This window comes from uncultured Rothia sp. (genome assembly GCF_963555405.1).
Classification (GTDB): domain Bacteria; phylum Actinomycetota; class Actinomycetes; order Actinomycetales; family Micrococcaceae; genus Rothia.
Genome location: NZ_CAUVVO010000003.1, coordinates 194839 through 217219 on the forward strand (window position 1 = coordinate 194839; position 22381 = coordinate 217219).

Genomic DNA, 22381 nt, shown 5'->3' on the forward strand with positions numbered 1-22381 from the left:
ACGAAGACGCGCACAGACGAATTTTTACAACGCCCGCCGGTACATCCCGGCAGAAACTGAGCATAAATTGCGCCGAAACCGCGCAGCCGATGCGCTCGCTGTTCGCCCATACCGGATTAGTGCCCGTGCAGGGTGCTTTCTGAAGGCTCGCGGCGGGTGAACCGTTACACTGGACATACTATGAGCAAGCACCACGCACAGCACACATCCGACGCACACACTTCTAACGCTTCTAACGCACAGCCCCCGGCGGAGCGCACCGACTACGCTGCCGCCTACGCCGCATCCCGAGAACGCGCCGCATACGCGAAGACCGCCCTCGGGGCTTTTGAGGCGTCCCTTGATTTTCCGCTGGATGATTTTCAGCGTCAGGCGTGTGCCGCCGTGGAGGCGGACCGCTCCGTCCTCGTTGCCGCGCCTACGGGTGCCGGTAAGACCATCGTGGGTGAGTTCGGTATCTACCTGGCGTTGCGCCGCGGCATGAAGGCGTTCTACACGACCCCCATTAAGGCGCTGAGCAACCAGAAGTACCACGATTTTGTGCGCGCGTACGGTGAGGATTATGTGGGTCTGCTGACCGGCGATACGAGCATTAACACGGAAGCACCCGTGGTCGTGATGACCACCGAGGTGCTGCGCAACATGCTCTACGCCAACTCGACTACGCTGACCGGTCTGGGCTACGTGGTGATGGATGAGGTGCACTACCTGGCGGATCGTTTCCGCGGCGCGGTGTGGGAAGAGGCGATTATTCACCTTCCCGAGCATGTGAACGTTATTTCCCTGTCGGCGACGGTGTCGAACGTTGAGGAGTTCGGCGCGTGGCTGGATACAGTGCGTGGCGGCACGGACATCATTGTTTCTGAGCACCGCCCGGTGCCCCTGTGGCAGCATATGATGGTTGGTCACCGTGTGGTGGACCTGTTCGTACCCGAAGACAACTCCGCGAAGGGCAACGCACACGGCAAGAAGCAGGAGCCGGAGGAGAAGCTCTCCCGCAAGCAGGCGAAGAAGGCACAGAAAGCTAAGCAGCGCGGCGCATCCGTGGAGGCGGGCGCTAACCCGCTGCTTGCCGGTCTGCGTCTGAACCCGCAGCTGAAGGCGCTGCGCCCCGGCTTCCGTTCGAGCCCGGGTCGCGGCCGTTACGGCGGCAAGCGTGAGCGTTTCCGTCACCGCCGTGAGGGCTGGCTGAACGAGACGTTCAGCAGCGGTGAGCGCGGCGGCTCGAACCGTCGTGATCGTTTCAGTAACGACCGGGAGTTTGATGCGCGCGGCGAGCAGGCGCCTCTGCGTCCGCAGCGTATTACTCGCCCGGAGATGGTGCGCGCCCTGGACAAGCAGGGCCTGCTGCCCGCTATCTGCTTCATCTTCTCGCGTGCCGGTTGTGACGGTGCGGTCAGCCAGTGCGTGGCGGCAGATATTACGCTGACCACCCCCGAACAGCAGCAGACCATCCGCGCCTACATTGCGGAGGCGACCGCTCACCTGGACACCCGCGACCTGAACACCCTCGGCTACTACGAGTGGCGTGACGGCCTCATTCGCGGTATCGCGGCGCACCACGCGGGCCTGCTGCCCCTGTTCAAGGAGGTTGTGGAAACCCTCTTCGCGCAGGGCCTGATTAAGCTGGTCTTCGCCACCGAAACCCTTGCCCTGGGCATCAACATGCCCGCACGCACCGTGATTCTGGAGAAGCTCACCAAGTACAACGGCGAATCCCACGTGGACATCACCGCCGGCGAGTACACCCAGCTGACTGGACGCGCAGGCCGCCGCGGCATCGACATCGAGGGCCACGCGGTCGTCATGTGGCGCCCCGGCATGTCCCCGGAACACGTGGCAACCCTCGCCTCAACCCGCACCTACCCGCTGAACTCCTCGTTCCGCCCCACCTACAACATGGCGGCGAACCTCATTGCCTCCTACGGCGCTGAGCGCACCCGCAAGATTCTGGAGTCCTCGTTCGCGCAGTTCCAGGCGGATAAGTCGGTCGTGGGCATCGCATCGCGTGTGCGCAAGAACGAGAACGCCCTGGAAGGCTACCGTGAAGCCATGGCATGCCACCTGGGCGACTTCACCGAATACGTACAGCTCAGCCGCCAGATTGCCGAGCTGGAGAAGAAGGCGTCCAAGAGCAACGAACGCCACGCACGCGCGCAGGCACACCACAGCATCCAGCAGCTTCTGCCCGGCGACATCATCTACATTCCGCACGGCCGTTCCCGCGGCTACGCAGTCGTCATCACCCGCTCCGATTCGCACGCCGACCCGCGCATCGGCATCGTCACCGAGGACGCGCACCAGCGCACCGCCTCAACCCGCGATTTCGAAGGCGCCGTCGAACCGGTCTCACGCATTAAAATCCCCAAGCGCCTGAGCCTCAAAACCGCCAAGGAACGCCGCGACACCGCAAGCCGCATGCGCCAGGCACTCTACGACGGCCGCGCCCCGCGTGCGCTCGCACAGCAGAACATCCCTGCTCGTCAGAACAGCATTGACGCGCAGCTGGAGGCTCTGCAGGCTCAGCTGCGTAACCACCCGTGCCACGGCTGCTCCGACCGTGCAAACCACATGCGTTGGGCTGAGCGCTGGCAGAAGCTCAACTCCGAAACCGAAGGGTTGCGCCGTCAGATTGCCCGCCGCACCAACACGATTGCGCAGGTCTTCAACCGCATTGCGCGTCTGTTGGAGAGCTACGGCTACGTGGAACGCACCGAGGATAACGAACTGTCGCTAACCACCGGCGGCCAGGCTCTACGCCGCATCTACGGCGAGCGCGACCTGCTGACCGCCCTGTGCTTGGACGCGCACTTCCTCGACGGGCTGGAGCCCGCCGCCATCGCGGCAACCGTCGCCGCACTAACCTACCAGGGTAAGCGCGACGCCGTGGAATACCTGGCTCACTACCCGCACCCGTCCCTGCGCGCACCCATCGCGACGATTACGCAGCGCCTTGCCGACCTGAACGCCGCCGAGGAGCAGTTCAAGGTCAACCCGACCCCGGCGTGCGACTTCGGTCTGGTCGAACCCATGTATGCCTGGGCGAACGGCGCGCACCTCGCAAAGGCCATCGAGGACACCGGCCTTGCCGCCGGCGACTTCGTGCGCTGGGCAAAGCAGGTACTGGACGCCCTGGACCAGATCGCGCACATCCGCTCACTGGACCCGGTGATTCGCTCCCGCTGTGAAGAAGCGATTGAGGCGGTACGCCGCGGCGTGGTCGCACTCGACGTCTAACCCGCGCCTAGCGCTACATCCCGCCCGACCGGCTCGGGCTACCACCCCCGCACCTGTGCGTCGTTCCACGTCATCTAAGGACGAACGAACTACCACAGGCAGCGGGGGTGCTTCTATACTCGAAAGAGACGCTCAGCTGAGCTACGCGAGCACAATCGAAGTGCCCGCCCCCGTGTGCGCTCCGGCGCGCCTCAATGGTGAAAGGATTCTAATGTCTACCCGAATTTTTGTAGATGGTAGCGTGTACAGCCCTGTCGACCCGTACGCAACCGCGATGCTGGTCGAGGACGGCTTCGTCCGCTGGGTTGGTTCCGACTCCGGGGCACGTTCCATTGCTGACGAGTCCGCCACCATCACCGAACTTGACGGCGCCCTGCTGACCCCCGCCTTTGCGCGCGCCCTCGCACCGGTCACAGACAAGGAAGCACCCGAAATCCTCGACTACCTGCAGGCATACCGCGCAGCCGGCTACCACACCCACACCGTACTCGCCGGCATGGAGGATGTACCCGACCTCGTCTCCGCACTCAGCTACTACAGCGCCGAGCACGGCACCCCCGACATCCGTCTCATTCTCAACGCCACCGGCGTTGAAACCGACGAACTCATCAGCGCCATCAAGGCACTGCGCCCCCTCACCGAAGGCGAACGCGCCGTCAAGGGCCTGCAGCTGGTCGGCATCTCTGTCGCACCCGACGAGGCACCCGCAGCAGCACAGGTAGCCGAAGACGCCGCACTCCTGCTCTCCATCGACGCATCCGCCGGCTTCACCACCGCCGCCGACGCCGCGCTCGCCGTACGCGAAACCCACCCCTGGCTGCCCATCCGCCTCGACGCAGCAATCAGCACCCCGCAAGACCCCATCACCGACGAATACCTCACCAAACTGGCAGAAGCACGCATCAACCTCGGCCTCAGCGTCTGCGAACCCGAAGAAGACGAAACCGCCAACGACACCGTCCAGGCACTCCTCGCACACGCCGGGGGAGAGGCACGCGAATCTGTGGCATCCGTGGCCCGCCGCGCAAACGCAGCCGGCACCTCCATTGCACTGGGTTCTGATGCTCAGCTGTACGCACCCGGCGCATGGTCCCTCATCCGCGAACTCGTCAACGACGAACACGGCATCTCCGCACGCAGCGCCTTCGCCGCCCTCACCCGCGGCGTATACCGCCTCGCCCACGAAGAAAACCCCTTCACCGGCCAGCTCACCCCCGACACCCCCGCATACGTAGCACAATGGCGCGTCGAAGCCCTCATGGTCCAAGCACCCGACTCCCGCGTCGCGTCGTGGAGCACCGACCCCCGCGCTCGCATTCCGTTGCTTCCGGTGCTGGATGAGGATTCGCCTCTGCCCATCCTGGAATCTATTTACACTGAAAGTAACTAATTTTTTAGCTTATCAGCACCTTTTTAGGCAGTTTAGGGGCAGTGGAAGCCCCCGCTGGTTCAGTTGCCCACATGTTTACCCGGTATACTGGATATCTACACTGCCTGTTTTATATGCACCTGTGAGGGAGTAATATGCGCGTTCTAACTGTCATCCCGACGTATAACGAGAAGGAGAACCTGCCCGTCGTGGTAGAGCGTCTTCGCAAGGCAGCTCCCGAGGTGGACATTCTCGTGGTGGATGATAACAGCCCCGACGGCACCGGTCAGATTGCTGATGAGCTGTCGGCTAAGGATTCCCAGATTCACGTTCTGCACCGCACCGTTAAGGACGGTCTGGGTGGCGCGTACCTCGCTGGTTTCGATTGGGGCCTCGAGGCAGGCTACGACGTTCTGATTGAGATGGATGCTGACTGCTCGCACCAGCCTGAGCAGCTTCCTTCCCTGGTTCGTGCTGTGGAGGCGGGCGCTGACCTGGCTATTGGTTCGCGTTACGTTCCCGGCGGCAAGACCAAGAACTGGCCGGCTCACCGCCAGATTCTCTCTCGCGGCGCTAACCTGTACACCCGCCTGATTCTCGGCACCTCCATCAAGGACATTACCGCTGGTTTCCGTGCGTACCGTCGTGACGCTCTGCAGCGCCTGAACCTTGACGGTATTGACTCGAAGGGCTACGTGTTCCAGGTGGATTTGGCGTGGCGTTCTGAGCAGGCTGGTCTGAATATTGTTGAGGTTCCGATTACTTTCGTTGAGCGTGAGATTGGCGCTTCGAAGATGGACGGCAACATTATCTTCGATTCCATGTCTAAGGTGACTCGCTGGGGTCTGACCAACCGTGTTCAGAAGCTGAAGAAGGCTCTGGGCAAGTAACTCGTTCTGAGACTTATACGAAAGGCCGGGGCGGATACATAACGTATCCGCCCCGGCCTTTTTCTGTTTTCTCTGGCACTCTTTCCTGGCTCACGTATCGACGAAGCCACCACCAAAAGAAGAAAGCCCGCTCAGAGCGCAAATGGCTCTTAGCGGGCTTCTACAGCCTTTCTACGGCGTGTCTACAGCGCTTTTAGAGCGCGTAGTGCTTGCGGTAGTATTCCAGGCGGTCTTCCAGAGTCTTTTCCAGCTCTTCGATGCTGCGGCGTTCCATGAGCATGTCCCAGTGGGTACGTGCGGGCTTCTCTTCTTCGGCGTCTGCGGTGGAGTCGCCGTTGACGAGGTATGCTTCCTTGCCGGACTTTGCGGTCCAGACCGAGGGGATTTCTGCTTCTGCCGCGAAGGTCACGAAAACGCGGTCACCGTCTGCGGTACGGTATTCGACGCGCTGGCGGGGCGCGGGCTGTACGTTCGATTCGGTTTCCATCGACTGGGAACCCAGGCGCATACCGCGCAGGCTACGATCGCTCATTTTTCCTCCAGTGTCGTCGGGTGCGCCTTGTGGCGCTTTAGGCATAACGTTGGGCGGGGGAGAGCTATTCCCTCGAACGTTTACAAAACATCCATTATATCGGTAATAGTCTCCACCCGCCCAGCGTGGTGGTGTTTATTCGGCGTGATTTTTGGTGATTCGCGCCTTTTTATGCGTTAGATTCCGCTTTTAGGCGTTGATGCCGTAGCTTCCGGGTGCCTGCGGTGCGCTCTTGGGAGCCGCTGCTGCGGGCTTCTTCGGCGCGTCCGCAAGGTCGGATGCGGGCAGGGTGCCGAATGCGTTGCCCAGGCCGCGCAGTGCATCGCCCAGTTCGGTCGGGATGAACCAGAGCTTGTTGGCGTCGCCTTCGGCGAGCTTGGGCAGGGTCTGCAGGTACTGGTAGGTGAGCAGCTGCTGGCTGGGGTTAGATTCGTGGATTGCCGCGAAGACCTTCTGCACGGCTTCTGCTTCACCGTTTGCGCGCAGGATTGCGGACTGTGCGTCACCTTCTGCACGAAGGATCTGTGCCTGCTTTTCACCCTCTGCACGCAGGATGGCTGCGCGGGATTCACCTTCTGCGGTCAGAATGTCGGACTGCTTCTGGCCTTCTGCGGTGAGGATTGCGGCGCGGCGGTCACGCTCTGCACGCATCTGCTTCTCCATGGAGTCCTGGATGGATACCGGGGGCTGGATTTCCTTGATGTCCACGCGGGAGACGCGCAGGCCCCAGCGGCCGGTGGTTGAGTCGAGTACGCCTCGCAGCTCCGCGTTAATCTGGTCGCGAGAGGTGAGGGTCTGCTCCAGGTTCAGGCCACCGACGACGTTACGCAGGGTTGCGCTGGTCAGCTCGTCCACGGCGCGAATGTAGTTGGTGATTTCGTAGGTTGCCGAGCGGGGGTCGGTGACCTGGAAGTACACGACGGTGTCGATGCCGACCACGAGGTTGTCTTCGGTAATCACGGACTGCGAGGGGAAGGAAACGACCTGTTCGCGCAGGTCGATGAGGGGCAGCACGCGGTCAACTACGGGGATGACGATATGCAGGCCGGGGTTGAGAACGGCGTGGAACTTACCCAGTCGTTCGACGATGCCGGCTCGTCCCTGCGGGATGACGCGCACGGTCTTGGCGAGCATCGTCAGCACGAAGAGGATGAGTAGGACCGTCAGAATAAGGCTGATAGGCATTATTTCTCCTTATCGGTGAGTTATATGGTGTGTTTTTTGGGTATCTGAACCTGCTTTTGAAGCCGGTATTCAGATGGGTCTTAGGTGTGGGGGAGAGGCTCTACGATTGCGGTAGCGCCCTCAATGGCTCGTACCCTCGCGTGTGATCCTGCAGGGAGCGTTTCGGAGGCGGTGCGCGCCGTCCAGGTGTCGCCAGCTAGTACCACCAAACCGGTTTCACTAGTCACATCTTGAGTGACGCGCACCTCAGCGCCAACGAGTGCTTCAGCGTTAGTGACAGCTCCGGTAGCTGATTTATTGAGCTTTTTCAGCAGCGGCGGGCGCAGGCCAAGAACCAGAATCAGGCAGATTACCACGAAAATTACGGTTCGAATCAGCATGTTATCGACGAAGGGCGATATTGCTGCGGTGATGCCTGCGCTAATCGCCAGCATGAGAAAGAACAGGTCGAGGCTGAGCATTTCTATGACGGCGAAAACGAGGGCGAGTGCAACCCAGAGTGTCCAGGGTGTCTCAAAGAGCCAATCCACGAGTTTTCTCCTTTGGTGTACATCAACCGGCGTGGTTGACGTTGAATCTGCATACGAGGCGACGACACCTTCGTGATGCGGGGTATATCCATTATTTCAGGTGGATTGAGTACAGGCGACAGTTCTGGTGACCGGGTGAGGTTAATACATGAACTGTTAAGACTTTATTTAGATAGGGGGAATCTTGGGTTCATTCTAGACCTCCCTAAAAAGCCGATAATATACATTATGTAAAGTAGAGCTATTTTTCACTACCCCACCGACTGCTCACCGGTGCCTTTGACGCTCTGGCTGGCACGCTCTGACCGATGCAGGTCGAGCCTGCGCCCCTTGTGGTGCGACTACGCTGTTCTCGCCCGCCACTCTGAACTCCGCGCGCCTCAGCTTCCTCAACCCGCAACTACGCGCTCAATTGCTCCGGACCTTTGAGCTCCTCAATGCGTTCCGTTAAACGACAAACACCCGAGACCCCAGCTCCACACCTTTCGGCGCGCTCTGTTCGTCTCGGGTGTCTGTCATTGATTTCTAGAGCTCTACGCTTCTGCGTGCTTTTCGCTGAACTCTACCCACGCATTGAGCACTCGCTCCGCTGCACCGGATGCAATGGATTCGCGTGCATCAGCCAGGGCCTGAGTGAAGCGGGTCTCAAAGCTCTCGCCGTTGGTCGGGCGGTACGCCACAAGACCTGCGGCTGCGTTGATGAGCACGGCGTCGTGAATGGCGCGCAGCGGGCTCTTCGGGGACTCCCCCTCCCCCGCCAAAATGGCGCGGAACACACCCGCGTTGTACTCGGCGTCGCCGCCTCGCAACTGCTCCAGCGGTGCGTTCTGCAGACCGTACTCGGTCGGGTCGAAACGGTACTCGGTCAGCTTGCCGTCGACAGCCTCCCACAGGCGGCTCGTGGTCGCAATGGTCAGCTCATCCAGGCCGTCATCACCGCGGAAAATCAGGGCGTGGTCGCCGCGTTCAGCGAAGACGTGAGCCATCTTCTCGGCCATGACCGGGTTTGCCACGCCGATTGCCGAGGACTTCACGCGAGCCGGGTTGGTCATGGGGCCCAGGTAGTTGAACGCGGTCGGAATACCCAGCATGCGGCGGGTCGGGCCCACGTGGCGCATTGCCGGGTGGAAGGTCATCGCAAACAGGAAGGTGATGCCGGTCTCGCGAGCGCACTCGGCGACTGCGGGAATGGGCATGTCGAGGCGGATTCCGAGGGCTTCGAGGACGTCTGCGGAGCCGGATTTGGAGGTGGAGGCGCGGTTGCCGTGCTTGACGACGGTTGCGCCGGTGCCTGCGATGACGAGGGCTGCCATGGTGGAGATGTTGACGGTGTTTTGCTGGTCGCCGCCGGTGCCGACGATGTCTACGGCGTGGGGGTCGATGTCGACGGTTTCGGCTTTGGCGATCATGCCGGCTGCGAGTGCGCCGAGTTCTTCGGGGGTTTCGCCTTTGGAGTGTAGCGCGGTGAGGAAGGATGCAAGAATCGGCTGTTCGGTTTGGCCGGTCATGATCTGGTCCATTGCCCAGGCGACTTCGGTGTCGCTGAGGTTCTGGTGCTTGACGAGCTGGTTGAGGATGTATTTCCAGGTAATTTCGTGCGTAGTCATGTGTTAAGTGTAAAACCCCCGTCTCGTATCTGCATGGTTGGGTGCAGTATGCGAGACGGGGGTTTATTAGGCGTGTTGCACCTTGGTGGTGCTTAGCGCTGGGGTGCTTCGGTTTAGTGGAAGGAGTCACCGCATGCGCAGGAGCCTGCTGCGTTGGGGTTGTCGATGGAGAAGCCCTGCTTTTCGATGGTGTCTTCGAAGTCGATGGTGGAGCCGTCGAGGTAGGGTGCACTCATCTTGTCAACGATGACCTCTACGCCGTCGAAGTTGCGGACTGCGTCGCCGTCGAGGACGCGCTCGTCGAAGTAGAGCTGGTAGATGAGACCGGAGCAGCCGCCGGGCTGGACTGCGATGCGCAGGCGCAGGTCGGTGCGGCCTTCCTGTTCGAGGAGGGCGCGGACCTTGGTCTGTGCTACTTCGGTGAGGTTGACGCCGTGGGTCGGCAGTTCGGTGGTGGTTTCACTCATGAGTGTTGTCCTTTGTTTCGTTGGTTGCCCGGGTGCGCCGCGTGTGGGTGCGTGTGGGCGTTTTAGCCTTCACGATACGCGCCGGGGAGAGCTGAGCACAACCTAGGGTGTGCATAGTTCGCCGGGGGCGTGAGTGTTTGAGTGGGGGCTTTATAAGTAATTCTGCTTCTAGGATACCGAAAAAGTGGGGGTTGGGGTTTGGTGGCCCCTCTCCCCCACTTTTTGCGGGTTGATTTAGCGAGCGCATTCTGCGCGGCTATTTCTGGCGAGCTCGGGTATCTCTAGCGTCTCTAGCGAACGACTAACGAGTTCCGAGTGCGCTGAGCAGCAGCGCCTCCGCGAGGATTGCGTTCTTGAAGTCCGGGATGTAGAGGGACTCGTTGGCGCTGTGTGCGCGGGTGTCGGGGTCTTCTACGCCGGTGACGAGGATTTGTGCCTGCGGGAAGAGGTCCTTGAGGTCGGAGATGAACGGGATGGAGCCGCCCATGCCGGTCTGTACGGGTTCGACGTCCCAGGCGGTGCGCATTGCGTCGAGGGCGGTCTGTGCGCCGTCTGCATCAACTTCGGTGGCGAAGGGCATGCCGGAGTCGACGGCGGTGTAGTTGACCTGCGCACCGTGGGGTGCGTGTGCCTTGATGTGTTCGGCGAGTGCGCGGTGTGCGTTTTCGGGGTTGTCGCCGGGTGCCAGGCGGGTGCTGATGCGTGCGCGGGATACGACGGCGAGGGTGTTGGAGGAGGTTGCGATGCTGGGGATGTCCATGCCGATGACGGAGATTGCCGGCTGGGTCCACAGGCGGGATGCAACGGATCCGGTGCCTGCCAGGGGTACGGAGTCGAGGATGCCGGAGTCGTTGCGGAAGTCCGCTTCGGCGTATTCGAGTTCGGGTTCGGGGGCGCGGTGCAGGCCTTCGACGGCTACGGCGCCGGTGGCGTCGTGCAGGGTTGCGAGGAGCTGCGCCATGAGGGTGTGGGCGTCGAGCATGGGGCCGCCGAACATGCCGGAGTGGATGGCGTGGCTGCCCACGCGCACCTCGATGTCGCCGGATGCGACGCCGCGCAGGCTGGTGGTCAGGGCGGGTACGCCGGCACGCCAGTTGGCGGAGTCTGCCACGACAATGTAGTCGGCGGACAGTTCCTCACGGTAGGTGTTGAGGAAGGAGACGAAGGAGGGCGATCCTGCCTCCTCTTCGCCCTCGATGAAGAGCTTCACGCCGAGCTTGAAGTCCTCGCCGAGGGTTTCGTTGAGGGCTGCGAGCGCGGCGAGGTGCACGAGGATGCCTGCCTTGTCATCTGCTGCGCCGCGGCCGTAGAGGCGGTCGCCCTTGCGGGTTGCGACGAAGGGTTCGGTGTCCCACAGGTCGAGGTTGCCGGCGGGCTGTACGTCGTGGTGGGCGTAGAGCAGGATGGTCGGGTAGCCTTCTGCGGCGGGTCGCTGGGCGATAACGGCGGGCATGCCCTGCTTTTCGGTGCCGTCTGCGGTGGTATAGGTGGCGCGTTCGATGCGTACGTTGTCGAAGCCTGCCTTGGTTGCGAGCGCGGCGACTGCCTCGGCGCTGCGGTCTACCTGGGTGAGGTCGTGCGATTCCCAGGCGATGGAGGGAATAGCGACGAGCTCGGTGAGGGTCTGCAGGGTTGCTTCGAAGTTTTTGGTGACGGCGTCGCGTAGGGCGCTGTGGTGGGTGAATTCAGTAGTCATGTTTCTACCTTACCCCCACCTTACCCACCGCCGCCGGGCGGTTGGGTTCGTTTCAGTTGCTGGTGTGCGCTTGTGGGGGCGGGTTTGGTGTGTGCCGTTCGGGTATGATGGGAGGGTGTTTGGTCGTAAGAAAGAGAAGGCTGAAGCGGAAGCTGTTCAGCCGCAGGTTGTAGAGGAGCCTCAGGCTCCGGTTAATCCGAAGTTCACCCCGAAGAAGGGCCGTCCTACTCCTTCGCGTAAGGAGCAGCAGGCGGCTCGTCGTCAGCCTCTGGTTGTTAATGACCGTAAGGAGGCGAAGGCTCGTGAACGTGAGGCGATGGCGAAGGCTCGTGAGCGTCAGAATGATGCGTTGATGGGTGGCGATCAGCGTTACCTGCCCGCCGTGGACCGTGGTTCGCAGCGCCGTTATATCCGTGATTATGTGGATGCGCGTCGTAACCTTGGCGATTTCATGCTGGCTATTCTGCTGGTTCTGCTCATTGGTGGCTGGATTGCTCAGGGCGTGGCTGGTACGTCTAGCGTTGGTGCAACGATTTATTACGGTTCCGTGTACGCAATGTATGCGCTGATGATTCTGTGGGTTGTTGACTACTTCATTCTGTGGCGTGGCCTGAAGAAGAAGCTGATTGCGAAGTTCGACGAGGTTCAGCGTGGTTCTGGCATGTATGCGTTTAACCGTGTGATGATGATTCGTCGTATGCGCCGCCCGGTTCCGATGGTGAAGTACGGCGAGTACCCGCACTAAGTCGTTTGTGCCCTGCGGTGTGGCTCCCTAGTTGCTCTGTGGCTCTGTGGGGGTTGCGCTTGTTGGGTGTGGGGAGAGGTCTTGAAGGTTCAGGCCTCTCCCCTATTTTTATGCCCGCTAATTCTTACCCTCTTACGCGAGAAGCCACATGTGTTTCGAGAAGCCACTTCTTTGGTGGCTTTTCGAAACACATGTGGCTTCTGGACATATATGTCGGGGCTAGGCTCCGGTACGATTAGGCTTCGATTCGGGAGTAGAGGATCTGCCATTTGCCGTCGCGGTGTTCGAGGGCGAACGTGTAGATTTCTTCTTCCTTGTCGCTGCTCCAGGTTTCTTGGCGGCCGTCGGGTTCTACCTCGGTGTGTTTGTCCCATTCATGGTTGGTTTCCAGGTAGTAGGTTTGATGGTCGTCGGTTCTGGGTATGCCGGCGGGTTTGAAGTATTCGAGGCCGTCGATGACCCATCCGCCGCGCTGGTAGAGTGCTTCTATTTCCTTGTAGATTTTGAGTTCTCCGTCGTTTGATGAGGAGAGGAATTCACGTGCTTTGCTGTAGTCGCCGGTTTGGACGCCATAGTTGATCCACTGGTTCCAGGCGTCCATGGTTTTGAGGAGACCGTCGGGGGTCTTTGCGCGGTAGCCGTCTTCGGGGGCGTTGGGTTTGGGGACGTTTTGGGCGGGGCCTTTGGCATCTGCTTTGCGGTATTCGCCGCTACCGGAGTTGTTGCCGGCTCCACTGCTTGAGCTGCTGTTGGTGGCTGCACCGGAGGCGGTGGATCCGTCTCCTGCAGTTGTGATGTCGTGCGGCACGCAGGCGGCGAGTAGGGTGCTGAGGCTGATGAGTGTGCCTCCGGTCAGCATTGAGCGGCGGTTCAGCGTGTTGGGGTTCATGGTTAGCCCTCCACGTGTTCGTAGTTCATGATCTCCCACTTATTACCATTATGCTTCAGCTCAAATTTAAAAGTGTTCTTAGTCTTGTCCTTATTTTCCCAACGGCGCCAGCTACCGTCAGACTCAACGTAGGTCTCGTAGTCCCACTCGCGGTACACCTTCCAGAAGTAGGTTTCACCATCTTCTGACCATGGGGCGCCTTCAGTTAGGAAATGGTCGACACCGCCGATGACCCATCCACCGCTTTTGTAAAGATCCTCAATGTCTGCGTAGGCGTTGAGCTCATTCTCGAAGGTTGGAGATACGAATTGGCGTGCCATGGTGAAATCACCAGTTTGAGTACCGTAGTTAGCCCATTGAGTCCAGGCATCCAGTGTCTTGCGCATGCCTTCAGGGGACTTTTCGTTGTAGCCGTCTTCAGGCACGTTGGGTTTAGGTACATTCTGGGCGTTACCGTGCTTGTCAGCTTTGCGATACTCGCCTTCGGGGGCCTTCGAACCGCCCGAATAGCCGCGAACAGTAGACGGGGTTGCGCTCGCCGAAGGTGACTCAGATGCCGCAGCAGAAGCCGACTCGCTCGGCGCCGCGCTTGAAGAGGCGCTCACCTCGTTACTAGCCTGCTGGCCACACGCCGCCAGCAGAGCGGACGCACCAAGGGACACGGCGCCAGCCAACAATGCACGGCGATTCAACACAACAGAATCCTTCAAAAATTTCTCCACGATTAATCATCCACGCCTTTGTAACCCATAATTTCCCATTTCTGGCCGTTGTGTTTCAGCTCGAAAATGAAGGTGTCGTTAGTTTTATCTTCATTAGTCCAAGAACGCCAACTACCATCAGCCGCAACATAAATCTCCTTTTCCCAGACATGGTAAGCCTTCCAAAAATAAGTCTCCCCGTCCTCAGACCACGGCGCACCATCAGCAGTCAAGCTTTCAATACCATCAATCACCCAACCACCATGCTGGTAAAGCCTCTCGACACCCTCATAAGCCTCCAACTCGCTCTTAAAAGTCGGCGACACAAACTGACGAGCCATCGAATAATCACCAGTCTGCACGCCATAATTACCCCATTTGACCCAGGCATCCAAAGTCTTACGCATACCTTCAACAGACTTCTCACGATACCCGTCTTCAGGCTCAGCAGGCTTGGGCACATTCTGTGCCGGACCGTACTTATCAGCAGGGCGATACTCCCCATCGGGGGCCTTCGAACCGCCCGAGTAGCCGCGAGCACTGGACGGAGTGGCTGATGCAGCAGTAACTTCAGATGCCGAAGGCGATTCACTCGGCGCCGCGGTTGCGGTGGCTGCCGCCTCGTTATTCGCCTGCTGGCCGCACGCCGCAAGCAAGGCGCCCAGCCCCACAAGAGCGCCGCCGCCCAACAATGCACGGCGATTCAACACAACAGAATCCTTCAAAAATTTCTCCATGATTAATCATCTACGCCTTCGTAGCCTATAATTTCCCACTTTGTTCCGTTATGCTTCAATTCATATTTAAACGTATCATTGCTTTTATCATCATTATTCCATCCATGCCAGCTACCATCATATTCAACATATATCTCGCGGTTCCATTCTCGGTATACCTTCCAGAAATAAGTCTCTCCATCTTCTGACCAAGGCGGTTCATTAGCAACCATGTTTTCTATTCCATCAATTACCCAACCTCCACGTCGATAAAGTTCTTCAATATGATTGTATTCGTTTAGTTCACGTTCAAAAGTCGGTGATATAAACTGACGAGCCATTGAATAGTCACCGGTCTGCACACCATAATTACCCCATTTAATCCATGCATCCATTGTCTTACGTATGCCTTCGGGGGACTTTTCGTTGTAGCCATCTTCGGGCGCGTTGGGTTTCGGCACGTTCTGAGCGTTACCGTGCTTATCAGCCGGGCGATACTCACCATCCGGTGCCTTCGAACCGCCCGAGTAGCCACGGACAGTAGACGGGGTTGCGCTCGCCGAGGGTGACTCAGATGCCGCTGCAGAAGCCGTCTCGCTCGACGCGGCAGTAGAAGAAGCTGCCGCCTCATTATTTGCCTGCTGGCCACACGCCGCAAGCAGGGCGCCAAAGCCCACAAGTGCGCCGCTACCCAGCAGGGTACGGCGATGAATTTGGGTACGGTAAAGGAAGGTACGAGGCTCCAAGACGGTGCGCTCCTATCGTCGGTGATGGTGTGTATGCACTTATCAGGCTGGTAAAAATGGTCATTATTGACCGCCGGAAGAACCCAGCCGCGCAGCGTACCCAGCAGACGCAACAATGCGCCGCGGGAGGCTACATATAAAACCCTACCGCATGTATGCAGTCGTTTGCTTTGCAATGAGTGTAATAGCGACGAATCGCCACCATTCGAACAATTCAATGCTTTATACGTCAAATAACTATGCGTGCCCAGAAGCCACATGTGTTTCGAAAAGCTACTTCTTTAGTGGCTTTTCGAAACACATGTGGCTTTTCGGCGGAATAGGGAATAGAGGGTACAAAAAAGGGGCACCGCCTCCACCCCCAACGGGTAGAGAACGGTGCCCCTTTTCAGCACGCCGGGGAGCATACAGCTCCCGCCTGTAAGCCTTTTAGCGGCGAGCGCGGCGCAACTTCACCAGGCCACGGTTAATGTGTGCCGCCCAGAGCGGACCCTCATACAGGAACGCGGTGTAGCCCTGCACCAGGTCGGCGCCAGCATCCAGGCGCTCCTGCACATCCTCAGCGGTGGTCACGCCGCCAACCGAGATAATCGCGAGGTCGTCACCAATTTCGCACTTGAGCAGGCGCAGCACCTCAAGGGAGCGGGGCTTCAGCGGCGCACCGGAGAGGCCGCCGGCACCAATTTCCTTGACCTTAGTCATATCGCTGGTCAGGCCCAGACCCTCACGGGCGATGGTGGTGTTAGTGGCGATAATACCGTCCAGCTTCAGCTCCTTAGCAAGGGCTGCCACCTCGATAACGTCCTCATCGACCAGGTCCGGCGCGATCTTCACGGTCAGGGGCACGTGGCGGTTGGGGCATACGCGGTCTGCCTCTTCACGCACTGCGGCAAGCAGCGGGCGCAGCGACTCGATAGCCTGCAGGGTGCGCAGACCCGGAGTGTTCGGGGAAGAAACGTTGACGACCAGGTAGTCTGCCTGCGGTGCCAGGGTGCGGGTGGAGATCAGGTAGTCCTCGATAGCGTTCTCAAGCTCGACGACCTTGGTCTTGCCGATGTTCACGCCGATGACCGGGCGTACGGCGCCGCGGTATTCGGTTTCGAGGTCTGCGCGGGCGGCAGCAACACGCGGACCTGCCGCTGCGGCACCGTCATTGTTGAAGCCCATACGGTTGATAACCGCCTTATCTTCCACGAGGCGGAAGAGGCGCGGCTGCGGGTTACCGGGCTGCGCCTGACCGGTAATAGTACCAATCTCGACGTGGCCGAAGCCGATACCAGCCAGCGCGGCAATACCCTTACCGCCCTTATCGAAGCCAGCAGCCAGACCGAACGGCGAAGGGAAAGTAATACCCATGACAGTGGTTGCCAGTTCCGGTGCAGGCTGGAAGTACTTGCGCAGCGCGCGGGTGATGCCGACGTTGCGCAGGGTCTGAACGCCCCAGAAGCCGACGTGGTGTGCCTTCTCAGGATCCATGCCCTTGAAGAAGATGTTGAAGAAGGTCGGGTAGATGCGCATTTGTTCTCCCTAAGGTTGGAGGGTGTGGGTGGTTTATGGGGCGTTACTTGTCGTTCGCCACAGCGTCGACTGCGCCACCGTAGCGGCGGTCGCGGCGTGCGTACTCTTCGACAGCCTCCCAGAGGGTGCGGCGGTCAACGTCGGGCCAGAGCACGTTCATGAAAATCATCTCGGCGTAGGCGCTCTGCCAAAGCAGGAAGTTCGAGATGCGCTGCTCACCGGAGGAACGCAGGAACAGGTCAACGTCGGGCAGGTCGGGCTCGTCCAGGTACTTCTGGATGGTCTTTTCGGTAATGTTGCCGGGCTTGAGCTTGCCCGCCACTGCGTCCGCTGCGATAGCTGCCGCCGCGTCAGCGATTTCTGCGCGGCCGCCATAGTTCACGCACATGGTGAGGGTACAGACGGTGTTATCGATGGTTTCGCGCTCGCAGTGTTCAAGCTCTTCGATGACGTTCTTCCACAGCTTGGGTCGGCGACCAGCCCAGCGGATGCGCACGCCCCAGGTCTTGAGGGTTTCCAGCTGGCGCTGCAGCACCTCGGTGGAGAAACGCATAATGAACGCAACTTCGCTGGGTGAGCGCTTCCAGTTTTCGGTGGAGAACGCGTAGGCGGTCACGTACGGGATGCCCATTTCGATAGCGCCCGCAACGACGTCCAGCAGTGCCGCCTCACCGGCGCGGTGGCCCTCGGTGCGGGGCAGGCCGCGTTCGTTCGCCCAGCGTCCGTTACCGTCCATGACGACGGCGACGTGCTGCGGAATAAACTTCTTCGGGATCGGCGGCGGGGTTGCCCCGGTGGGGTGTGCGGGCGGGGGTACGGGCTGGGTGCGTGCCATGTGTGCCTTTCTTCCCTGGCGGGTTCTCCCCCGGGGTCGTTTGCCTAGATATGCGCCAGATATAAACCTGGCGTGCTGTTAGCTATTTTACCGTGACACAGCGCGCATGGGTGGGTGCTTCGGGGGTTATTTTGCGTCCTGGTTGACGCATGTTTGAAGCACCGGCGTGTATCTTTTACGATGCAGGAATTTCTGCTTCGAGGGCGCTCACCGTTTTCAGGGGGTGTTCGAGCAGGTTCTGGGTGGTCTTCAGGTAGAGTCCCAGAATTTTGGAGGCGACCGGCACCGGCGCTGCGTCAATAGTCGCCCAGGCGCGTGGATCCGCCGATGCGGTGGCGAGCGCATAGCCGAGCTCTTCGGCACGCAGGCCGGTCAGGGGCGTGTCGACGGCGGGTGCGCATTGGGGGCAGAGCACGGTGTGGTGCCCGTAGGTGTGGGCGGTGTGGAAGGCAATGTACCTTCCGCTTCCACCTGCAGTGTTGGGGGCGTTGTCTGCACCAGCATTACCTGCGCTGTCCGCACCCTGGCTCTCTGCGTTCACGAGCGGGTTGCCACATCGGGTGCAATTCTCACCGATGAGCGGCCAACCGGCGGCGTTCATGCTACGCGCCAGGTAGCGGGTCAGAATCCTCTGCGGCACATGCTGCCCGTGCGCGAGCGCGGCAAGCGCTCCGTGAGTCAGGGTGTAAATATCGGCGGTGTTGTCGGTGTCATTGGTGAGTGCTTCCGCCAGTTCAGCGATGGTGGAGGCGCAGGTGTACGCATCGTAGTTCGCCATAATCGGCGCGGTGTAGGCGTGCAGGGTCGCCGCCTGGGTGATAGTGTGCAGGTTCGTTCTGCCGCGGCTGAAGGACAGGTCGGTGTGCATGAACGGTTCGAGTCGCCCACCGAACTTGGAGGTGGGTTTGCGTACGGCCTTGGCGACGGCGTGGGTGATTCCACCGTCGCGGGTGAGCATGATGATGATGCGGTCGGTTTCGCCGAGTTTTTGGGTGCGGAGGATGAGGGCGGCATCGCGCCAGGTGCGGGGTTCGCTCACGGGTGTCTCCGTTCTCGGTATATGCTCGGCGGGTATTTGGTGGGTATGTTTTCTGCGGCCGCTCAGTGGAGCTCAAACAAGAGCCGCGCGGGTGTTGCGGGTACGGTTCGACCCCTGCCGTATTACCCCGCATAGGGGGTACCGGTCAGGGGTCGGTCCGTAACGTATGGGCGAGACGCTATTTAGTCCTCGTACTCAATATCGTCGTCGATGTCGTCTTCATCGTCGAGGATTTCTTCAAGGTCATCCTCGTCTTCATCGCCGTAGACGCTCAGGGGGGTGACCTCATTGTGAGCCTCGAAGAGGGCATCTTCGTAGGCTTCAAAGGCGTTGGCGATTTCTACGTATGCCTCATCGACGGCAGGGTCGTGCTCGCCGCTTCGGTTAACAACGGCGGTCAGGTGCGCCTCCAGCGCGTCAAGGAGGCGGGTGAGTTCAGTGCGAGGATCATTGCTCATGCCATTTATTCTACTACCTGCGCGCCTATGGTGTGCGCCGGGCGGTCATACGGCGGTTTAAACGCAGAACTATGAACGGGCGGGTGTATAAAATGCCGCATAAAAAACACCTCACAGGCACAGCGAACCCGCCGTTCCCAGTCCCCCACTCCTCAAAGGGGCGGGTGCCGGGTGCGGCGGGTTCTTCTGTCGGTTAGCTCAGCTTGACGCTGCGCCTACTGAATGGTTGCTTCTTACGGGTTATGAGCCCGTGAGAATTAGAAGCCGGGATTAGAAGCCCAGGGAAGCTGCGGATGCGCGGATTGCCTCAGCGGATGCCTTCAGCTGTGCCAGCTCAGCCTCGTTCATGGGGACCTCGAGCACGCGCTGGATGCCCTCGCGGTTCACGATGGTGGGCAGGGACAGTGCAACGTCCTTGAAGCCGTACAGCTCGCCTGCAATGGTGGTGGAGACGGGCAGCACTGCGTTCTGGCCGCCGAGGAATGCCTCAGCGATACGTGCACCGGAGATACCGATTGCGTAGTTGGTGGAACCCTTGCCCTCGATGACCTTGTATGCTGCGCGCATAGCTTCGGTTGCCAGCTCGGCGCGGACCTCTTCGGTGAACAGAGGCTTGCCGTCCTGCTCCCACTCGGTCAGGGGAACCATACCGATGTTTGCTGCGGACCAGACGGGGAACTCGGAGTCGCCGTGCTCACCAACAACGTTTGCGTGAACGCTCTTGATGGAGACGCCAGCCTTGTTAGCGATTAGCCAACGCAGGCGGGAGGAGTCCAGAACGGTACCGGAGGACAGCACGCGGTTTGCGGGCAGGCCGGTAATCTTCTGAGCCACGATGGTGAGAACGTCACAGGGGTTGGTGACGAGCATGATAATCGCGTTGGGTGCTACGGACAGGATGTTCGGCAGCAGCTTCTCGAGGATTGCGACGTTTGCGCCTGCCAGTTCGAGGCGGGGCTGGCCGGGCTTCTGGCGAGCACCAGCGGTGATGATGACCATGTCGCAGTCGCGCAGCAGTTCGATGTCGTCGCCACCGGTTACGGTTGCTTCGTGTGCGAACATTGCGCCGTGTGCGATGTCCAGTGCTTCAGCGTGTGCGCGCTTGCCGTCGATGTCGTACAGGACGATCTCGTCTGCGGAGCCGCGGACCATAGCTGCGTATGCGGTTGCGCTACCGACGCCGCCTGCACCGATGACGCCGAGCTTGGTGGGGTTGTTGACACCGTTCATTGCTGTATGCCCTCTTTTCGTGAGAGTTATCCGTGTGGTGCGAGAGGATTCTCGCGGGGTTTATTAGGAAGCGGGTGTGTGCCTCGGAGTCGGCTTCCCTGGTGTGGGCGTTCTCCCCCGGTGGGCTCGCTTCGTTACTTTCTATTATGCCGCAGATTCTGCGTTTTGTGTTGGGTTATTTTGCTTTTTTCGATGGGTGCTGGTGACTTTATAGGCTATGAGGGGTGTTTTTCACTCACAAAACCAAATAATGACGTTCTGACCTTTTGAGCAAGGTCACATGTCGCTAAAGTAGCCCTCCACATCTACCGCGCCTCCGGAAGCCTCAAAATCGGCACGGACCGCCTGAGCCAATTCGTCATCAACCAGGAAGTCCAAAGCCACAGATGCCAACCCGAATGCCGCATCCAGGGCAGCATCAACCGCCGCCGGAGTGTCCGCACAGTGCGCGAACTCCACCGTATGCATACCGGTACCCTCAGGCGCAATCTGAATGAGCGGATGAATACCGGGCACACGCAGGCTCACATTACCGAAATCGGTCGAAGCCGCCAGCGTGTCACTGACCGTACCGGGCGGGTACGGGTGACGGCCCACCGAACGCTGAGCCGAAACCCAACGCTTGAGCAGCGGGCGGTTCGTGCGCACCGGCATGGTCATCGGCGAAGAATCCCACGTCACCTCCGCACTCACACCAGCCATGAGCGCCGCACCGCGCAGCACCTCCTCAACCCGTCGCGAGAGCGCACGCAGAGTTGGCGCGTGCTTGGAACGGATATTAATGTGCAGGCTCGCGGAGGCAGGAATCAGGTTCGGGGCGTCACCGCCGTGGTCGATAATCGCGTGAATACGGTCAGAACCGGGAATCTGCTGACGCAACAAACCCAACCCCTGATACGCCATGTTCGCCGCATCCAGGGCGTTACGACCCATAAACGGGTGGGAGGAAGCGTGCGCACTCACGCCCGTGTAGGTCACGCGACATTCACGGCGACCCAACCACGCCTGATCAGCCACATCAATAAAGTAGGGGTGCACCATAATGGCAGCATCCACCTGCTCAAACGCGCCGGCACGCGCCATCAGCTCCTTACCGGCATCGGACTCTTCGGCGGGCGTGCCGTAGTAGAGGACCCTGCCGCTGAACGCCTCGGGGCCGGTGGCGAGCGCATCCGCCAGGGCAAGGAAAGCGCCCAGCCCGGATACCGCGATGACGTTGTGGCCGCAGCCGTGACCGATGCCCGGCAGCGCGTCGTATTCGGAGAGAATCGCGATGGTGCGGTGCTTGGCGGGGTCGTAGTCGGCGCTGGTGAGCTCCACTTTAAAAGCGGTATCCAGCCCGAAGGCGGGGTACTCGACACTAAGGTTCGGGTGGGCTTCGCGAACCGTATCAACGAGCGTGCGGGAGGCAAAATACTCCTCGTAGGCAGTCTCGGGATGTGCGTGAATAGCCTTGAGAATTTCGGTCAGAGAATCCGCGCGCGTGGCGATGGATTCGGCGAGGTCGCGGCGAATATGCGCCAGCCCGCTGTCTTCATCGAGGCGGTGCCCGTGATGCTTGCCGTGCTCGTGGTGCTCGCCATGACCGTGGTGCTCGCCATGACCGTGGCGCTCGCCGTGACTACGTTCCTGCTCGGGATGCGCATGCTCGAAGCTCTTATGCCCGCGCTTGCGGCGGTGCTCAGCGGCACGCTTACGCTGCTCCGTTTCGAGGGCAAGAATCTCGGAATACTCGCTACCGCGCACGCAATCAGCGTCGGGTGCCTCGTATCGGCGGGTTATTGCGGCGGGTCGGGTCGGCGCCTTTCGCTCAGACGGTGATTCGGGCTGGGTGTGGGCGGCGATGCCCTGTGCGTTCGCGTCAGTCATGCTTCTAAGCTACCGTCTGTGCTCGCCGGGCGCTAGAGGGTCGGGCGTGATGGAGTCGAAAACACCCAAAAAGAAATTTGTGTCACATAAAAGAAATTTTGTATATATCCTAGGAATCTTTG

General features: G+C 60.1%; 20 protein-coding genes. 4 read left to right on the forward strand and 16 right to left on the reverse strand.

Features of this window, described 5'->3' with window-relative positions:
• The first annotated feature begins 180 nt into the window (after positions 1–180).
• The 3 genes from RWL87_RS03590 to RWL87_RS03600 all read left to right on the forward strand — a co-directional run bounded on the left by RWL87_RS03590 (position 181) and on the right by RWL87_RS03600 (position 5496).
• A complete protein-coding gene (locus RWL87_RS03590; protein WP_313968943.1) occupies positions 181–3237 on the forward strand; it encodes a DEAD/DEAH box helicase in 3057 nt (1018 codons plus the stop codon).
• A 211-nt stretch (positions 3238–3448) separates the two neighbouring features.
• Positions 3449–4627, forward strand: coding sequence for an amidohydrolase (locus RWL87_RS03595; RefSeq protein ID WP_313968944.1), 1179 nt, complete (start codon positions 3449–3451; stop codon positions 4625–4627).
• A gap of 134 nt (positions 4628–4761) precedes the next feature.
• Complete coding sequence (locus tag RWL87_RS03600; protein WP_313968945.1) at positions 4762–5496, forward strand: polyprenol monophosphomannose synthase; 735 nt, start codon at positions 4762–4764, stop codon at positions 5494–5496.
• 193 nt (positions 5497–5689) lie between these two features.
• Here RWL87_RS03600 and RWL87_RS03605 read toward each other — a convergent pair whose 3' ends face one another.
• The 6 genes from RWL87_RS03605 to RWL87_RS03630 all read right to left on the reverse strand — a co-directional run bounded on the left by RWL87_RS03605 (position 5690) and on the right by RWL87_RS03630 (position 11513).
• The gene (locus RWL87_RS03605; RefSeq protein WP_005506034.1) at positions 5690–6028 is read right to left on the reverse strand and encodes an RNA polymerase-binding protein RbpA; all 339 of its coding nucleotides are present in this window, start codon (positions 6026–6028) and stop codon (positions 5690–5692) included.
• Positions 6029–6217: 189 nt separating this feature from the next.
• Entirely contained in the window at positions 6218–7213 is a 996-nt protein-coding gene (locus RWL87_RS03610) for an SPFH domain-containing protein (protein ID WP_313968946.1), read from the reverse strand.
• 80 nt (positions 7214–7293) lie between these two features.
• Positions 7294–7743, reverse strand: a complete 450-nt coding sequence (locus tag RWL87_RS03615; protein WP_313968947.1) for an NfeD family protein — start codon at positions 7741–7743, stop codon at positions 7294–7296.
• A 533-nt stretch (positions 7744–8276) separates the two neighbouring features.
• Positions 8277–9350, reverse strand: coding sequence for an anthranilate phosphoribosyltransferase (gene trpD, locus RWL87_RS03620; RefSeq protein WP_313968948.1), 1074 nt, complete (start codon positions 9348–9350; stop codon positions 8277–8279).
• Positions 9351–9463: 113 nt separating this feature from the next.
• Entirely contained in the window at positions 9464–9817 is a 354-nt protein-coding gene (locus RWL87_RS03625; RefSeq protein WP_070738423.1) for an iron-sulfur cluster assembly accessory protein, read from the reverse strand.
• A gap of 301 nt (positions 9818–10118) precedes the next feature.
• Complete coding sequence (locus RWL87_RS03630; protein ID WP_313968949.1) at positions 10119–11513, reverse strand: M20/M25/M40 family metallo-hydrolase; 1395 nt, start codon at positions 11511–11513, stop codon at positions 10119–10121.
• 115 nt (positions 11514–11628) lie between these two features.
• On the opposite strand from RWL87_RS03630, the gene RWL87_RS03635 reads away from it, so the two are divergent.
• A complete protein-coding gene (locus tag RWL87_RS03635) occupies positions 11629–12258 on the forward strand; it encodes a DUF3043 domain-containing protein (RefSeq protein WP_294644656.1) in 630 nt (209 codons plus the stop codon).
• A gap of 235 nt (positions 12259–12493) precedes the next feature.
• Here RWL87_RS03635 and RWL87_RS03640 read toward each other — a convergent pair whose 3' ends face one another.
• The 10 genes from RWL87_RS03640 to RWL87_RS03685 form a co-directional block, all read right to left on the reverse strand.
• Complete coding sequence (locus RWL87_RS03640) at positions 12494–13147, reverse strand: DUF6318 family protein (protein ID WP_313968950.1); 654 nt, start codon at positions 13145–13147, stop codon at positions 12494–12496.
• Between the two features lie 2 nt (positions 13148–13149).
• Positions 13150–13842: a DUF6318 family protein gene (locus tag RWL87_RS03645; protein ID WP_313968951.1), complete on the reverse strand. Its 693-nt coding sequence runs from the start codon at positions 13840–13842 to the stop codon at positions 13150–13152.
• Positions 13843–13871: 29 nt separating this feature from the next.
• Positions 13872–14585, reverse strand: coding sequence for a DUF6318 family protein (locus tag RWL87_RS03650; protein WP_313968952.1), 714 nt, complete (start codon positions 14583–14585; stop codon positions 13872–13874).
• Positions 14586–14587: 2 nt separating this feature from the next.
• On the reverse strand, positions 14588–15310 hold the full coding sequence (locus RWL87_RS03655) for a DUF6318 family protein (protein WP_313968953.1): 723 nt from the start codon (positions 15308–15310) through the stop codon (positions 14588–14590).
• Positions 15311–15739: 429 nt separating this feature from the next.
• Entirely contained in the window at positions 15740–16828 is a 1089-nt protein-coding gene (locus tag RWL87_RS03660) for a quinone-dependent dihydroorotate dehydrogenase (RefSeq protein WP_313968954.1), read from the reverse strand.
• A 43-nt stretch (positions 16829–16871) separates the two neighbouring features.
• Positions 16872–17663 carry an isoprenyl transferase gene (locus RWL87_RS03665; RefSeq protein WP_049349629.1) on the reverse strand — a complete coding sequence of 264 codons (792 nt, stop codon included), beginning with the start codon at positions 17661–17663 and terminating at the stop codon, positions 16872–16874.
• 175 nt (positions 17664–17838) lie between these two features.
• Positions 17839–18702 carry a DNA repair protein RecO gene (recO, locus tag RWL87_RS03670; RefSeq protein WP_313968955.1) on the reverse strand — a complete coding sequence of 288 codons (864 nt, stop codon included), beginning with the start codon at positions 18700–18702 and terminating at the stop codon, positions 17839–17841.
• A gap of 182 nt (positions 18703–18884) precedes the next feature.
• Entirely contained in the window at positions 18885–19160 is a 276-nt protein-coding gene (locus RWL87_RS03675; protein ID WP_313968956.1) for a hypothetical protein, read from the reverse strand.
• A 270-nt stretch (positions 19161–19430) separates the two neighbouring features.
• A complete protein-coding gene (locus RWL87_RS03680; protein ID WP_294628501.1) occupies positions 19431–20390 on the reverse strand; it encodes an L-lactate dehydrogenase in 960 nt (319 codons plus the stop codon).
• 276 nt (positions 20391–20666) lie between these two features.
• On the reverse strand, positions 20667–22259 hold the full coding sequence (locus RWL87_RS03685) for an amidohydrolase (protein WP_313968957.1): 1593 nt from the start codon (positions 22257–22259) through the stop codon (positions 20667–20669).
• Between the last annotated feature and the right edge of the window lie 122 nt (positions 22260–22381).